Genomic DNA, 13,881 nt, shown 5'->3' on the forward strand with positions numbered 1-13,881 from the left:
GGTGGGCGCAGGGCCCGCCCGACCATCCCTACCAAACCGTTCTCCCGACAGCTCGCACAGCTCTCCCGAAAGGCAGCCATGACCCACGAATGGTCCGCGGACCTGATCGCCCCTGACGAGGACTTCGCCGGAGCCCCCTTGCTGCGCAAGGAGTTTGCGCTCGACCAGGGCCACGGTCCCGTGGTGGGGGCGACGCTCTTCGTCACGGCGCACGGGATCGTCGAGCCGACCATCAACGGCACTCCCGTCTCGGACGAGGTGCTCACCCCGGGGTGGACCAGCTACGAGTGGCGCCTGCGCTACCGCAGCTACGACGTCACGCCGCTGGTCTCGGACACCTCGGTGTTGGGGCTCGCCCTGGGCAACGGCTGGTTCCGTGGGCGCCTGGGGTGGAGTGGAAAGAGTGGGTTCTACGGCGCCGAGCTCGCGGGCCTCGCGGAGCTCCACGTGGAGTTCGAGGACGGGCACCGCCAGCTCGTGGGCACTGACGCCACCTGGCAGGCAGGTCCCTCCGCCACGCTAGTCAACGACCTGTACGACGGCCAGACCATCGACGCCCGCCTGGAGTCCTCCGACTGGACCCGGCCCGGCGCCGCCCTCGAGGGTTGGTCCGGGGTGCACGCGGTGGCCCATGACGGTGGACGGCTGGAGCCGTACCTCGGGCCCCCCGTCCGTCGTCAGGAGGTCGTGGCGCCGGTGAAGGTGTGGACCTCCCCGGCGGGAGCGACGCTGGTCGACTTCGGGCAGAACCTGGTCGGCTGGCTCCGCTTCTCCGTGCAGGGCGAGGCAGGCAGCGAGATCACGGTGCGCCATGCCGAGGTCCTCGAGCGCGACGAGCTCGGCACCCGGCCGCTACGCACCGCCGAGGCGACCGACCGCTTCATCCTCAGCGGGGGGGTCGACACCTTCGAGCCCACCAAGACCTTCCACGGTTTCCGGTATGCCGAGGTGTCGGGCTGGCCGGGCCAGCTCACCGAGGACTCGATCGAGGCCGTGGTCGTGCACTCCGAGCTCGAGCGGACCGGCACCTTCGAGTCGTCCGACGAGCTCCTCAACCAGCTGCACCGCAACGTGGTCTGGGGCCTCAAGGGCAACTTCCTCGATGTCCCCACCGACTGCCCGCAACGCGATGAGCGGCTGGGCTGGACCGGTGACATCGCTGCCTTCGCCCCCACCGCGGCATACCTCTATGACGTCTCCGGCTTCCTGTCGAACTGGCTCGTCGACGTCGACCTCGAGCAGAGCCATGCCGATGGCATGGTGCCCTTCGTCGTGCCGGACGTCCTCAAGTACATGGAGATCCCGGCAGACTTCCCTGACCCCGACAGCACGGCGGTCTGGAGCGATGCGGCGGCCTGGGTGCCGTGGGCACTGTGGACCGCCTACGGCGACAAGGCGGCCCTCGAGCGCCAGTACCCGGCGATGACGGCGCACGCCCGTCGGGTCGAAGGGCTGCTCTCGGACAACGACCTGTGGGACAAGGGTTTCCAGTTCGGCGACTGGCTGGACCCGCAAGCTCCACCGGACGAGCCGTTCAAGGCGAAGGCGGACAACGGCGTCGTGGCAACGGCGTGCTACTACCGAACCCTGCGCCAGGTGGCTGCGACGGCCGAGATCCTCGGCATCCCCGACGACGCGGGCTACTTCTCGGCCCTGGCCGAGCGGGTGCGCAGTGCCTTCCAGAAGCACTACGTCACCGAGGGCGGCCGCGTCCTGAGCGACTGCGCCACCGTCTACGCCCTGGCCATCGAGTTCGGTCTGCTCGACGAGGCCGATCGCCAGGGTGCCGGTGACCGGCTCGCAGAACTGGTGCGGGACAACGGTTTCCGCATCTCCACGGGTTTCGCCGGTACGCCGTTCGTGACCGACGCCTTGACGTCCACGGGGCACCTCAACGATGCCTACCAGCTGCTCCTGGAGCGGGAGTGCCCGTCGTGGCTGTACCCGGTCACGATGGGTGCCACCACCGTTTGGGAGCGCTGGGACTCGATGCTGCCCGACGGGACCATCAACCCCGGCGAGATGACGAGCTTCAACCACTACGCCCTGGGCGCCGTGGCCGACTGGATGCACCGGACCATCGCCGGCATCGCCCCGCTCGCGCCCGGGTACGACCGTGTCCTCATCGCGCCACGACCGGGTGGAGGGCTGACCTGGGCCAAGGGAGCCCTGGACACCAGGCACGGCACCATCGCCTCCGACTGGTCCCTGGACGACCACGGCACGCTGTCGCTTCGGATGACCGTGCCTCAGGGCGTCGAGGCCACAGTGCGGCTGCCCGACGGCACGGAACGGGTGGTGGCGGGCGCCGGGGACCACCAGTTCACCGCGTCCAGCTGAGTCTTGTCAGGAGCGGGCGGCGAGGCGGGAACCCTCCGTGAAGAAGGCTGCGATCCCGGCGACGTCGGCGAGCTCGTCGACGAGGCGAGCGGCGCCGAACGGGGCGTTCCAGAAGTCACCGGTCACCGGGCGGTACGGGCCGACGTAGGCGTACGGCCGGTCCAGGTAGCCGTCGCCGGGGGAGACCCCGTAGTTGACCTCGTCCACAGTGGTGGCGACGTCGAAGTGCTCCGGCCAGAGGGTGCGTTCGGCGTCGGGTCTGAAATCGCGGAGGGCCTCCTCGCCGAGTCGGAAGGCCGTCTCGATGACGTGGACCGAGTCGGGATCCAGGTGCACGGTCTCCGACGGTGGGACGTGGGGACCGTCGCTGTAGACGTCGTCCAGCGGGCTGGCCTCCCAGCCGGCCTGCTTGGCCGCGTCCGAGATCGTGAGCCCGTTGAGGGGAATCCGTGAGTGCGGGGTGACCAGCTCACCGGCGGCCAGCGCGATGACCGGGTCGTCCCAGGTGCCGATGCCCTCTGGGCGCACCCGCAGCCGCAGGTCGCCGGTCTCGCGGAACCGCGGCCCGGCGAGGACCAGCTCGGCCAGCGCGTGCAGGCTGAGCCGGGTCTGGGTGTAGGTGTCGGCCGGATCGGCCATCTTGTCCTCCTCGGGCTCGGTCAACGGTGCGAAAGGGCTTGCCGAACGCCAGACCCCTGACGCAGCAGTGCCCCCACCCGAGCGAGCGGGGGCACCACCTCGGCCGACGTCCAGCGCCCCTGAACTTGCAGGACGTCGCCGTGATGGCCGGGGGTCTGAGCGGCGCTGCTGGACCCGACGATGGCCATCGACCATGGCCTGCGGGTCCGGGCAGGCGCTTCTGTCAATGGTATGTAGCAGTGGGGTCAACGCAAGGGGCTGTTGCTGGACACGGTGGGTTCCGTGCCCCTGAAGGGCAGCGATCACCAGGCGCCCACGACCGAGCTCATCCTCGGCAGCACATCGATCGGCGATCGAGCAGGCCAAGGGCGCGCTGATGCTGCGCTTCGGCGTCGACGCCGAGGTCGCCTTCGGACTCCTGCGAGGCTACTCGAAACAGCACAACATCAAGCTGGCGACCCTGGCCGCGCCCGAGACTCGCTCGTCAGTCGTCCTTCTTGAGGCTCGGGTACTTCTTCTCGACCGCCGCCCGGACCTTCTTCTGCTCGGACTCCGACCCGTGTTGGGCGACCCGGGCCAGGGCGTTACGCGCGTGCTCGATGTCCGGAATGGGGTACTTCTCCTGCTCCGGCAACGCGAACGACGACTTCTTCAGCTTCTTGCGGTTCTCGGTGTCACTGAGGTCCTTGGACACGGTGGACTCCTTCCGTGGTTCTTTCCTCCTGGCACTCCGCGGCGAGGTCAGTACCAGTGCCGACGCCCGCCGATCGCGCGGCCCGTCGAGCCGAGCAGCACCAGCACCAGGCCGATGACGGCCAGGATGACGCCGATCGTGATGAGGATGGGGAGATCGGCCACGTAGCCGATGATGACCAGGATGATGCCGAGGATGATCATGCCTACCTCCTTGATCTCAGGCTTCAGAGATAGTGCCCAGACCGGGAGCTTCTAAACGTCGTCGACCCCGAATTCTGACCGAGCCGGGGGCAGCCCTTGCGAAGGCCGAGAGACGACGAGAGAGCCGTCACGATGCGATCGGGCCGCCGCCTGCTGGGCGCGGTAACGGCGCACCTTGGCGCGATCTCCGCACGTCTCCATGTCACACCACCGTCGCGCCTTCGCGCGCGAGCGGTCGAGGAAGGGGTGAGTGCACAGGTCGTCTGCGCACAGCTTCAGGATGGCGCCGTCGGTGGGGTCGACGAGAGCGACGCCGGCCTGGGCCACGGCCGCAAGACAGGCTGCTGCATCGCCACGTCGGACACGTCGGCCGTCTGGCCCCACGCTGTTGATGGGCCCTTGTTGGCTGGCGACCCTGTTGAGGGCCAGCCGGCTGCGCTCAGGTATCGGTGTCCCCTCCAAGAGTGCAGTAACCACGTCGAACAGGTGCTCTCGCAGCTCACGGGCGCGGTTCAAGTCTGGCTCGCTCACCGGGGGAACGCGGTCGACCAGACCCGCCTCGACGTACCAGCGACCGAGCGTGGCGCCGCTGTCGAGGCCCTCCTCGTTGCGGGTGCCCCGCTCGCTCACAGTGCCCACGAAATCGAGCGCGGCGTTCCCAGCGACGTGCGCCATTGACATGCCACCAGTTTGACCGGTTACCTCGCGTCTGGCAACGTGGAGGTAACCGGTTTGAGGAGTGTCATGCCTTCGAGGACGATGACCACCTACATGGCAGCGGCCGTGCTGGTGCGGGCCATGGACGCGGGAGCCACCGTCGGCGTGGTGCTCCTGTGCAGCGCCTCGCAGATGTCGTCGCCGCTGCGGACCGCCGGACTCCTCGGGGCGGCCCTCACCGCTCCGCACGTCCTCGGCTTCGTCACGGCCCCCCTCCTCGACCACTCCCGCGACCCGCGACGGGTCATCGGTGCCGCCGCAGCCACTTTTGCGAGCATGCTTGCGGCGGCCACGACGGCACTCGCAACCGCTCCACTGGGGGTCGTCTTCCTTCTCTGCCTGATCGCCGGCGGGTCAGGGCCGTTGCTCACCGGTGGGTTGAGCAGCTTGGTCGACGGACGTCGGGCCGACGAACAGGCACGACGGAGTCGCGCTCTCGACGCTCTCACCTACGGCCTTGCCGGGGCAGCCGCGCCCGCCTTCATCGCGGTCCTCGCGACGCTCGTGTCGCCCCGCGGTGCGCTCCTGGCTCTCTGCGGTCTGGGCCTTCTGGGCGCCGGGCTGGTCATGCACCTACCCTCCACCCGACAGGTGAAGGGGCGGAGCGAGCGGACGCGTCATGCGTCGTGGGGCGCCGAAAGCCAACACGATCCGACATCCCCCGCGCTTTCTGGTCTTCGGTCCGGCCTGTCCGCGATCTGGCGTGACCGGCGGCTCAGGCAGGTCGCGATACTCACCTGGCTGGGCGCGTTCGTCGTCGCGGCAGCGTTGCTCGCCGGGATGTCCTTGGGCGAACGGAACGCCACCGGCCACGGCGGATGGATCGCCGCTGCTTTCGGAAGCGGTGGCCTTGTCGGCGGCCTTCTGCTCGCCGTGCACCCACTGCGAGCGGACCCAGCCCGCGGGATGATGATGTGGGTCGGTGGGCTCGTCCCGGTGCTCACCGCGGGTGCGCTCCTCGGGACGAGCCTTCCCCCATTGCTGGCCACCTTCACGACCTTGGGCCTGGTCGTCGCGCCCCAGACAATGCTCAGCCTCGCGGCCCGAGGCGAGTACGCACCCGCAGGCTCTCAGGGCACCGTCTTCGTCACCGTGGCCGGGACGAAGGTGGCCTTCGCGTCCGCCGGCACGGCAGCCGCCGGTCTCACCGCCGGCCTGCCACCAACACAAGTGCTAGCCGCGCTGGGCGCCCTGACCCTGGGCGCCGTGACAGTGGCGGGCCTCGCCGGCGGACGATCTCGCTGACCGCCAACCCAACGCAACGGAAGCTAGTGGGTTTCGGCCATGCTCCACATGGTCCAGAGCTCGGTGCGCATCCGCCGCGGCTGTTGCAGCGTGTAGACGACGGCCTCGGCGATGTCGGTCGGCTCCATGAACTGCCCCTCGGACGGGTCCGCGCCTCCGAACCGTCCATCGGCGGCCGCGAACGCCGTGTTCACGCCGGCCGGCGCGATCACGGTCGTGCGGATACCTTCGCTTCGAAGCTCGCGGTCGAGGGCGTAACCCAGGTTGATCTGCGCGCCCTTGGTGGCGGCATACACCGCCTCCTTGCCACCTCCGATCAGGAGGCCGGCGACGGAACCGATGATGACGATGTCGCCTCCGTCGCCCTGCACGCGGAACTGGCGCACGGCCGCGCGGGCCAGCCAGACGGAACCCTTGACATTGACGTCGATCATGAGGCTGACGTCGTCGGCCGAGAAGTCGAGAACTCCGCCGTAGAAGCCGATGGCGGCGTTGGCCACCACCGAGTCCACCCGCCCGAACGCGCTGATCCCGGCCTCGATGAGGGCTGCCGAGGTGGCTTCGTCGCGGACGTCCCCGGGGACGACCACGAGCCGGTCCTCGTCCTGGAGCTCAGCCTGCACGGTCGCCAACGACTGGGGGCGCAGGTCGCCCGCAACGACCCGGCCGCCACCCGCCAGGACCTGGCGGGTGATCGCTCCCCCGATCCCGCCACCCGCACCGGTGACGACGACGACTGTGTCTCGCAGGCTGCGCTGTCTGCTCATGCGGGGAACGCTAGGAGGCGGGCGAGACGCACGACAAGCGCCCCCGACCCGCGTTCTCGATACTTTTCTCGTGTCCTTGAGAGGCAGGCGACGATGTCGTTCCGACCCGAGTCCAGCCGTTCCCAGCCGACCCGGTCGGGGAGCCGCCGTGACTGAGCGGCTACAGCAACTCGCGAACTTCAACCGCCAGTTCCTCGCCGAAGTCGGCATGACACCCAGCGCATACAGACGCCTGGAGCTGTCACAGAAGCCGCCGCACCAGGTGTTCAGCCTCAACACCCGTGCGCCCGCCCACTAGCCTGACCAGGGGGGCAGGCGCCCGCGCCGCCGGCGAAGCGCCCGGATGTCACGCGGAGATACGCACCCGAGCGCTGCTGGGCGGATAGCGGCATCGTCTACTGCCCGGCGAGACGGCTTTGACCACTGCACCAAGCCGCGACTCTTGGAAAGGCGGACCTGGCGGCGATAGGGGGGCTCAACCGCCAGGTCCGCCGGTTTAGGGGGAGCGCAAGGACGCGTTGGCGACGAGGACGGTCAGGCTCGTGTAGTCCTCCTGGCTGGCGCTCATGGCCCGCCGGTTCGCATCGCTCAGGTGCCCGATGTCCGGAATGACGATGCCCCAGGCCTCGTCGCCGCGGCGGAAGTGCTGCATCAGCGCGTCGAACGCCGATGGCGCGGCGTGGCGTCGGTCGATGAAAATGGTCCCGAGCGTGAACCCTTCGCTGCGGGCGAAGTGCTCGAGACGCGTCTCGGCGCTGGTGAGGGGCTCCCCTTCATCGAGCGCGCCCTCACAGATGTAGCCGAACACCAGGGGTCGGAAGCGGTCACTCATCACAGGCCCTCACGAGCAGCCATGCCGCGCTGTCGGGCGGCAGCTTCTCGCCCACCTCGGCCTTGCTGGCGTGCAGCACGTGACCGTCGACGGGCATGCACACGGGTCGGGACGAGCAGTTCACCACGCACGCGAAGCCGTCACCGCGCATGAAGGCCAGCACTCCCGGCTCGGTGGGCAGCCACCGGAACTCCCCTTGCGTGATGCCAGGCACCCTGCGGCGCAGCGCGATCGCCTCGCGGTACAGGTGCAGCATCGACTCGCCGGACTCCAGCTGCCGGTCGACGGCGTGGTAACCGAACCAGTCCGGCTGCGGGAGCCAGGTGGTCGCAGCAGCGGGCTCCGGGGAGAAGCCCAAGGCGTCCCTGCCCGAGTCCCAGGGCAGTGGGACCCGACAGCCGTCCCGTCCCCGGCGCGCACCGGCCGTGCGGTGGAACATGGGGTCTGTCAGGAGGTGTTCCGGCAGGTCGGTGACCTCCGGCAGACCCAGCTCCTCGCCCTGGTAGATGAACGCCGACCCGGGGAGCGCCAGCATGAGCAGGGCGGCGGCGCGAGCCCTGCTGAGGCCCAGCTCGATGTCGCCGACCGGGCCGCCCGGGGCGCCGCCTGCGTACCGGGTCACCACCCGGGGCATGTCGTGGTTGTTGAGCACCCACGCGACGGGTGAGCCGGTGGCGGCAACCGTCAGCCGTCCGCGATCGATCACGCTGCGCAGCTGCTCGACGTCCCAGGGGGTCCGCAGGAACTCGAAGAAGAAGCTCTGGTGAAGCTCGTCCGGGCGCTGGTATGCGGCGAGCTCCGCCGTGTCCAACACCCCGACCTCGCCGATGAGCACGCGCTCGTGTCCGGTGGAAGCGGTGTACCAGTCGGCGATGGCGCGCCAGCGGCGCCACACGTCGTGCACCTCCAGTTGGTTCCAGGCATGGGGGTTGTTCGGGTCGCCGGTGAGCTCGTCGTCGAGGGCGGAGTCGTGGTCCGGCAGCCCTTCCTGCTTGTGGAGACCGTGGGCCACGTCGATCCGCAACCCGTCGACGCCCCGGTCGAACCAGAACCGCAACACCTCCTCGAAGTACGCCGGCACGGCTGGGTGTCGCCAGTTGAAGTCAGCCTGCTCCTCAGCGAAGGTGTGCAGGTACCACTGCCCGGGCGTGCCGTCGGGCTCGATGATCCGCCGCCATGCCGGTCCCCCGAAGATGGAGCGCCAGTTGTTGGGCGGCAGCTCTCCTTGCGCGCCTCGGCCGTCGGCGAAGTGGAAGCGACCACGTTCGGGGCTGCCCGGTCCGGCGGCCACTGCTGCAGTGAACCAGGCGTGCTCGATCGAGCAGTGGTTGGGAACGACGTCGATGAGGACCTTGATGTCGAGCCGGTGAGCGTCGCGGACCAGGGCGTCGAAACCCTCGAGAGTGCCGTATTGGGGGTCCACGTCGAGATAGTCAGCGACGTCATACCCGTGGTCATGCTGGGGCGAGGGAAAGAACGGGTTGAGCCAGATGGCGTCGACGCCAAGGCTGCGCAGGTACGGCAGGCGTTGGCGGACTCCGCCGAGGTCGCCCACGCCGTCACCATCAGAGTCCTGAAAGCTGCGCACATAGACCTGGTAGGTAACGGCCTGGCGCCACCAGCCGAGGTTCCCCTGGTCGCTGTGCGACCCGCTGCTGCGGGCGGCCTGCGGGTGGGGGTGCCGCGCAGGACGCACAGGTCCGCCAGGCTGGCGGAGTGCGGTGCTGGGCAGGCTGTGCATCGTGGTGGGCCTCGGGGTGTGAGCGCTAACTTTCGTGCACCACAGAGTTCCGCGTGCGTCACGACCGCGGCATCCGGAGAACTACGGGGATCGGTACTGAGATCGTCCGAGTACGTAGTCGACCGTCAGTGAGGCCAGTGCTGCCCCAATCGGCTGGCCACCTGTGCTCGTGAGGTGAGCCCCAGCTTGTTCAAGATGTTGCCGACGTGCGTCTCGGCTGTGCGGCTCGAGATCACGAGACGTGCGGCAATCTCCCTGTTGCTCAGCCCCTGAGCGATGAGGGCCGCGATCTCCTGCTCCCTGCGGGTCAGTCCATGGGCGGTGCCGACGTCGGCAGCTGGGGGTGGTTCGCCGTCGCTGGCTCCCTGGTCGGGGCCCTCGTCGTCTCCCTTGGCCAGGCCGAGTGCCTGGTCGAGTGAAGAGGCGGCACCCTCGGCGAATGCCTTCTCGAACAGGGTGTCACCGAGAGCTTCGCGGACCGCGTCCTCCGATCGCCGGTCGAACATGCCGTATGCCGTGGTCTCGTCGACCTTTGCCCCGCTGGCCCGCCACACCGCCTGCGATGCGCCCAGCAACCGGGCCGCCCGTTCGTCGGGGGCCTCGAGCGCGGCGCACCACGACAGCGCCTGGACGTCGAAGCTGAGCCCGGTCAGGTCGTGCATCGGCTCGAACAGGCTGATCGACTGGCGGAGCGCTCGGCGAGCTTCGTCGAGCCGACCTTGGCTCCAGCGCACGATCCCGACACTCCATAGCGCGTAGGCCTTCGAGGAGAGCGCGCCGTGGCGCGCGGCGAGGGCCAGAGCCTGCTCGCTGAACTCCTCGGTCCGAGGGTCGTCCATGAAGAACGCGGCGGCCGACAGCAGGAGCAAGGTGTCGAACTCGCCGAGTGGGTCGCCCACCGCGCGGAATCGACTGAGCCCGCTCTCCAAGAGCACGCAGGCGCCAGGAAGATCCCCCTGGTACATGGCCGCGTGGCCACGGCACTCGTCGATGCGCCCTCGCAACAGCTCGTCGTCGAACTGCTCGGCCAGGTCCGTGCACTCGGCGAGCATCGTGTGCGTCCGGTCGAACTCGCCGGCGAACATGGACAGGTAGCTCGCAGCCCACAACCCATAAGCGCGGCAGAGGTCCGGCGCCGTGGCACCCTCCAACGCCCGGACGAGATAGCGGTGTCCTTCCCGCAGGAAGCCGGCAAACCAGAAGTTCCACAGGGGGGCTGCTATGTCCAACGCGGCGGAGGACTCGCCCGGTGTCTCCAAGCACAGGTCGATGGCGGCTCGCACGTTGTCGTGCTCGCGCCTCAGCCGCAGGAACCAGTCGGCTTGCAGCGCGCTGAAGCTCTCACGCCCGAACTGCTGCGCGAGTGAGCGGTAGTGGTCCCGGTGTCGATGGTGGATGTCCGGCGCGTCCCCGGACTCGACGAGCTGCGCAGCACCGTACTGGCGGAGGGTCTCCAACATCTGGTAGCGGGACGATGCCTGGCTCGTACCGTCCTGTCGGGTGATGATCGACTTGGTGACCAGACCCGCGATCAGGCCAAGGACATCGTCTCGGACGATGCCGCCCCCCGAGCACACGTCCTCGGCGGCCTCGAGGTCGAAACCTCCGACGAACACCGAGAGCCGCGCCCAGAGGAGGCGCTCGGCAGGAGAGCAGAGGTCGAAGCTCCACCCGATCGCGGTGTCCAGGGCACGCTGGCGGGCTGGCGCGGCGTTCCGCCCGGAGGTGAGAAGCGCGAAGCGGTCCTCGAGCCGCTCGAGGATCTGTGCGGGGGTGAGGGTCCGCAGCCACACCGCGGCCAGCTCGATGGCCAGGGGAATCCCATCGAGGCGCCGACACAGCTCGAGCACCGCGGCCCGGTTGGCGTCCACGAGCTGGAAGTCGGGGGTCACGGCGGTGGCGCGGTCCAGGAACAGCGCCACCGACTCATAGCGTCGGGGCTCCCGGGTCTCCGTGGCGTCCTCGTCCGGTGACGAGAGCGGTGGGACAGGCAGGATCTGCTCCCCCTCGACCCCGAGGACGTGTCGGCTGGTGGCCAGGACCTGCAGCCCGGGAGCCGCGGCCAGCAGCTTGCTGGTGAGCACCGCGCAGGCATCGGTCAGGTGCTCGCAGTTGTCGAGCACCACCAGCAGCCGCTTGTCCTCCAGGTACTCCGCCAGGTCGGCGGCGGGGTTCGCGGAGACCTGTCGCAGGTCCAAGGTGTTGGCGACGGTGTGGGGGAGCAGCTGCGGGTCGTGGAGCGAGGCGAGCTCGACGAACCAGACCCCGTCAGGAAAGGTCCGGCGCAGGTCGGCCGCCGTCCTCAGCGCCAAGCGGGTCTTTCCGACACCACCCATGCCGGTGAGCGTGAGCAGACGGCTGGCGGACAGGAGACGGCGGGTCTCAGTCAGCTCGCGTCGCCGCCCGACGAAGCTGGTCATCTCGGCGGGAAGTGAGCCAGGCGCCTTCGCCGCTGATTTCGCACGTGCCATGGCCGTCCGAACCCTTCACCCCGCCGGTTGAGCCGCAGGGGTCCACTCAGTCTAGGTCCGCTCTGGCGCTCGATCCTTACGTCGTTTGGCGCACATCGTTTGGGGCAGCACCGCGACCTCGACCGCCGGGTCCATCTGATGCGGACAGCTTGTCAGGCATCAACCGAAGCCCAAACGTCAAGCGTCGGGCGAACTCGTACACGTGGATGGTGCGCCATCAGGGACTCGAACCCCGAACCCGCTGATTATCCGATGGCGATTCGCGACGTTGCCCATTCAAACCCGTGAATACCCTCTGACCTGCGCAGATGCTGGTCTTGGGGGCCTTAAGGTGCTCGTCAGTTCGCCGCGTTTCTCGACCAAAGTCGGACGGTTTGTCGGACCCCCGGCCTCGATTGCGAGCTCCGGCGAGCGAGCCGACTGAGGCCCGCCTCTTTACCCGTGACTGTTGATTTCGGGTACGGCCACTGTGCCCAGCGGAAAGCCGAGTGGCTGGTTCAGAGTTCGAGCGATCTCTGGACTGGCGTGGGAACAGGATGCACGTCGAGCCGTAGCAATGAATGCTCGACGTCCTGCGCCTGCCGATAGGCGTCGTCCCACAGAGCTTGGAGGTCCGGCATCTCCTCCCGCGTAACAGGCACGAATCTTCCCTGCCGTTGAGAGCGCAGCCGGGGGAGGGAGTTTGGCAGGGTCCGTGCAGGGGCATAGATGAGTCCAGATCGGAGCAGACGGTCCGGAAGAGTCTGGCTGAGCTCCATGACCTGTCTCAACGTCTCGGCACCTCGGCTGAGGTCGCGCAGGCCGTGGAGCCCGTCCCAGTAAGGCGCGGGCTCCGGTGCCTGCGAGTCGACTTCGTTGAGGGCGTTGAAGAGTTTGCGACTTGCGGCGACGAACGCGGCGCTGCTGCGGCTTGCGGTGGTGAGGGTCTCCCAGGGCTTGTCGGCGGCTCTGAAGGCGCGTGCCGCGCTGGCCAGGGAGGCGCTGGTCTCGTCGCGTGACACGTCGCCGAAAACGTTGTGGGGTGTGGCGGTTACCACTTCGTGGATGACCGCGTACAGGTGCGCCCCCTGGTTGGCGACCATCCGCAAGGTGTCTGCACTCGGAACTTGCCGCAGGAGCTCCGGCTCAGTGGCCTTCGTCCAGTGGTCGACGGCGGCTTCAAGGCGCTCGTTGAGTGTCGCGGGTGCGGGCTCAGCTGAGGTGGCGGTGAGCCGCACCAACGCCATCGGGCGTTCCGCAGCCTCGCGCAAGAGGTCTATTGACTGTTCGGCAAATTGCGCGACGGCCAAGGGTCGGTCGGCGTCCAGGACTGCGCCGTGCGCCAAGGCATGGCGGGCTGCCGAGTAGGCAAGGGAAAGGATGTGGACGTAGGTACCGGCCACCTGTGCGTCGTCCATGAAGCGGCCCTGTGCGACCTGTCGCTCGGCCACGGCCAGATCTGCCGCCGCGCCGAGCGCGCAAGCGATTCGGGCCAGCGGGTGCGGGTCGCCAAGGTCCGCGGGTGTTACGTCGGGGTCCGTGTCCAGGTCACGGGTGTTGACCAGGTTGATGCCCGCGTCACGGACCACATGCAGGTTGCCGTGCTGAACCCTGCGTCGCAAGGAGTCCTCAGGTTTGGACGTGAGCGCGGCGGCCTGTCTCAGGCTGAGCCGGGTGTTGACGGGATGCCGCAGAGGTTCGGGGTAGGAGCGAAACACCTCGAGCGTGGGCGCGAGCGCCGTCCGCGGCATGCCAGGTTCATGCAGCGCGCCAGGACCCACGAGCTCAAACATGAGCCGGTGCACGGTCACGTCGAAAGTGGCCCACTGGCCGCCCGAGATGGGGACGTCGCTGTCACGCATTTGCCGGGTGAGTAGGTCGGCGTGGGCCAGCAGATCAGCTGCGCTGGTCGTGCTCATCGCGCTTCGATGTCCTTGGCGCTCCGGACGAGGTCGGCGACGTGCCATGCCCACATCGGAAGATCTGGCGGGCCCTCAAGTGGGGGGATCTCATCGAGGGTGTCGAGAGCAGCCTGGAGCTGCTCTGGGATGGACCAGTCGACCTGCTGGTTGTCGGTCGGCTGCGGGTCGCCGCTGAGCCCGGCGGCGTTCAGCCGGATCTGGCCGGCGAACGCGCGCAACGAAAGCGAGTCGCGCAGGTCCCCTAGCTTCTCGACCTGGTGGGCGGCTGCGTGCAGGTGGCCTGCGGCACGGTCGAGCAGTTCGGACGCGTTGGTCATGGCTCCTCGCTTAG

General features: G+C 68.6%; 13 protein-coding genes and 1 pseudogene. 4 read left to right on the forward strand and 10 right to left on the reverse strand.

The window, feature by feature from the left end; genetic code table 11:
• The first annotated feature begins 78 nt into the window (after positions 1–78).
• On the forward strand, positions 79–2,340 hold the full coding sequence (locus tag ASG95_RS07200; protein ID WP_057377020.1) for an alpha-L-rhamnosidase: 2,262 nt from the start codon (positions 79–81) through the stop codon (positions 2,338–2,340).
• Positions 2,341–2,346: 6 nt separating this feature from the next.
• On the opposite strand, the gene ASG95_RS07205 is transcribed toward ASG95_RS07200, so the two are convergent.
• Positions 2,347–2,979 carry a hypothetical protein gene (locus tag ASG95_RS07205; protein ID WP_057377021.1) on the reverse strand — a complete coding sequence of 211 codons (633 nt, stop codon included), beginning with the start codon at positions 2,977–2,979 and terminating at the stop codon, positions 2,347–2,349.
• 301 nt (positions 2,980–3,280) lie between these two features.
• Between ASG95_RS07205 and ASG95_RS22335 the strand changes: the two are divergent.
• Positions 3,281–3,436, forward strand: a pseudogene (locus tag ASG95_RS22335) (ANTAR domain-containing protein); the annotation flags it as partial.
• A 27-nt stretch (positions 3,437–3,463) separates the two neighbouring features.
• On the opposite strand, the gene ASG95_RS21760 reads toward ASG95_RS22335, so the two are convergent.
• Genes ASG95_RS21760 through ASG95_RS20795 form a run of 3 tightly spaced genes read right to left on the reverse strand, consistent with a single transcriptional unit; the run spans position 3,464 to position 4,557 of the window.
• Positions 3,464–3,673, reverse strand: coding sequence for a DUF6582 domain-containing protein (locus ASG95_RS21760; protein WP_056923668.1), 210 nt, complete (start codon positions 3,671–3,673; stop codon positions 3,464–3,466).
• A 47-nt stretch (positions 3,674–3,720) separates the two neighbouring features.
• A complete protein-coding gene (locus tag ASG95_RS21765; RefSeq protein ID WP_200961338.1) occupies positions 3,721–3,876 on the reverse strand; it encodes a DUF6131 family protein in 156 nt (51 codons plus the stop codon).
• A 51-nt stretch (positions 3,877–3,927) separates the two neighbouring features.
• Complete coding sequence (locus tag ASG95_RS20795) at positions 3,928–4,557, reverse strand: ABATE domain-containing protein (RefSeq protein ID WP_082592409.1); 630 nt, start codon at positions 4,555–4,557, stop codon at positions 3,928–3,930.
• 63 nt (positions 4,558–4,620) lie between these two features.
• On the opposite strand from ASG95_RS20795, the gene ASG95_RS07220 reads away from it, so the two are divergent.
• The gene (locus ASG95_RS07220; RefSeq protein ID WP_057377023.1) at positions 4,621–5,838 is read left to right on the forward strand and encodes an MFS transporter; all 1,218 of its coding nucleotides are present in this window, start codon (positions 4,621–4,623) and stop codon (positions 5,836–5,838) included.
• A gap of 23 nt (positions 5,839–5,861) precedes the next feature.
• Here the strand turns inward: ASG95_RS07220 and ASG95_RS07225 are convergent, their stop codons facing one another.
• Entirely contained in the window at positions 5,862–6,605 is a 744-nt protein-coding gene (locus tag ASG95_RS07225) for an SDR family oxidoreductase (RefSeq protein WP_057377024.1), read from the reverse strand.
• A 148-nt stretch (positions 6,606–6,753) separates the two neighbouring features.
• Between ASG95_RS07225 and ASG95_RS21230 the strand changes: the two genes are divergently transcribed.
• Entirely contained in the window at positions 6,754–6,903 is a 150-nt protein-coding gene (locus ASG95_RS21230) for a hypothetical protein (RefSeq protein ID WP_235543542.1), read from the forward strand.
• Positions 6,904–7,101: 198 nt separating this feature from the next.
• On the opposite strand, the gene ASG95_RS07230 is transcribed toward ASG95_RS21230, so the two are convergent.
• From ASG95_RS07230 to ASG95_RS07250, 5 genes are all read right to left on the reverse strand, one after another.
• Positions 7,102–7,437, reverse strand: coding sequence for a hypothetical protein (locus ASG95_RS07230; protein ID WP_157581793.1), 336 nt, complete (start codon positions 7,435–7,437; stop codon positions 7,102–7,104).
• Positions 7,430–9,133 carry a glycoside hydrolase family 13 protein gene (locus ASG95_RS07235; protein ID WP_057377026.1) on the reverse strand — a complete coding sequence of 568 codons (1,704 nt, stop codon included), beginning with the start codon at positions 9,131–9,133 and terminating at the stop codon, positions 7,430–7,432. Before ASG95_RS07235 ends, ASG95_RS07230 begins: the two co-directional genes overlap by 8 nt.
• Positions 9,134–9,303: 170 nt before the next feature.
• Positions 9,304–11,598, reverse strand: coding sequence for a LuxR C-terminal-related transcriptional regulator (locus ASG95_RS07240; protein ID WP_200961886.1), 2,295 nt, complete (start codon positions 11,596–11,598; stop codon positions 9,304–9,306).
• A gap of 548 nt (positions 11,599–12,146) precedes the next feature.
• Entirely contained in the window at positions 12,147–13,547 is a 1,401-nt protein-coding gene (locus tag ASG95_RS07245; protein ID WP_057377028.1) for a hypothetical protein, read from the reverse strand.
• A complete protein-coding gene (locus ASG95_RS07250; protein WP_057377029.1) occupies positions 13,544–13,867 on the reverse strand; it encodes a hypothetical protein in 324 nt (107 codons plus the stop codon). Before ASG95_RS07250 ends, ASG95_RS07245 begins: the two co-directional genes overlap by 4 nt.
• Positions 13,868–13,881 lie beyond the last annotated feature (14 nt).

The sequence above is a fragment of the Phycicoccus sp. Soil803 genome (assembly GCF_001429685.1).
In the GTDB taxonomy this organism is placed as follows: Bacteria; Actinomycetota; Actinomycetes; order Actinomycetales; family Dermatophilaceae; genus Pedococcus.

Coding starts and splice junctions, on each gene's coding strand:
- ASG95_RS07200 (WP_057377020.1), top strand. CDS start 79: ATGACCCACGAATGGTCCGCGGACCTGATCGCCCCTGACGAGGACTTC.
- ASG95_RS07205 (WP_057377021.1), bottom strand. CDS start 2,979: ATGGCCGATCCGGCCGACACCTACACCCAGACCCGGCTCAGCCTGCAC.
- ASG95_RS21765 (WP_200961338.1), bottom strand. CDS start 3,876: ATGATCATCCTCGGCATCATCCTGGTCATCATCGGCTACGTGGCCGAT.
- ASG95_RS20795 (WP_082592409.1), bottom strand. CDS start 4,557: ATGTCAATGGCGCACGTCGCTGGGAACGCCGCGCTCGATTTCGTGGGC.
- ASG95_RS07220 (WP_057377023.1), top strand. CDS start 4,621: ATGCCTTCGAGGACGATGACCACCTACATGGCAGCGGCCGTGCTGGTG.
- ASG95_RS07225 (WP_057377024.1), bottom strand. CDS start 6,605: ATGAGCAGACAGCGCAGCCTGCGAGACACAGTCGTCGTCGTCACCGGT.
- ASG95_RS07230 (WP_157581793.1), bottom strand. CDS start 7,437: ATGAGTGACCGCTTCCGACCCCTGGTGTTCGGCTACATCTGTGAGGGC.
- ASG95_RS07240 (WP_200961886.1), bottom strand. CDS start 11,598: ATGACCAGCTTCGTCGGGCGGCGACGCGAGCTGACTGAGACCCGCCGT.
- ASG95_RS07245 (WP_057377028.1), bottom strand. CDS start 13,547: ATGAGCACGACCAGCGCAGCTGATCTGCTGGCCCACGCCGACCTACTC.
- ASG95_RS07250 (WP_057377029.1), bottom strand. CDS start 13,867: ATGACCAACGCGTCCGAACTGCTCGACCGTGCCGCAGGCCACCTGCAC.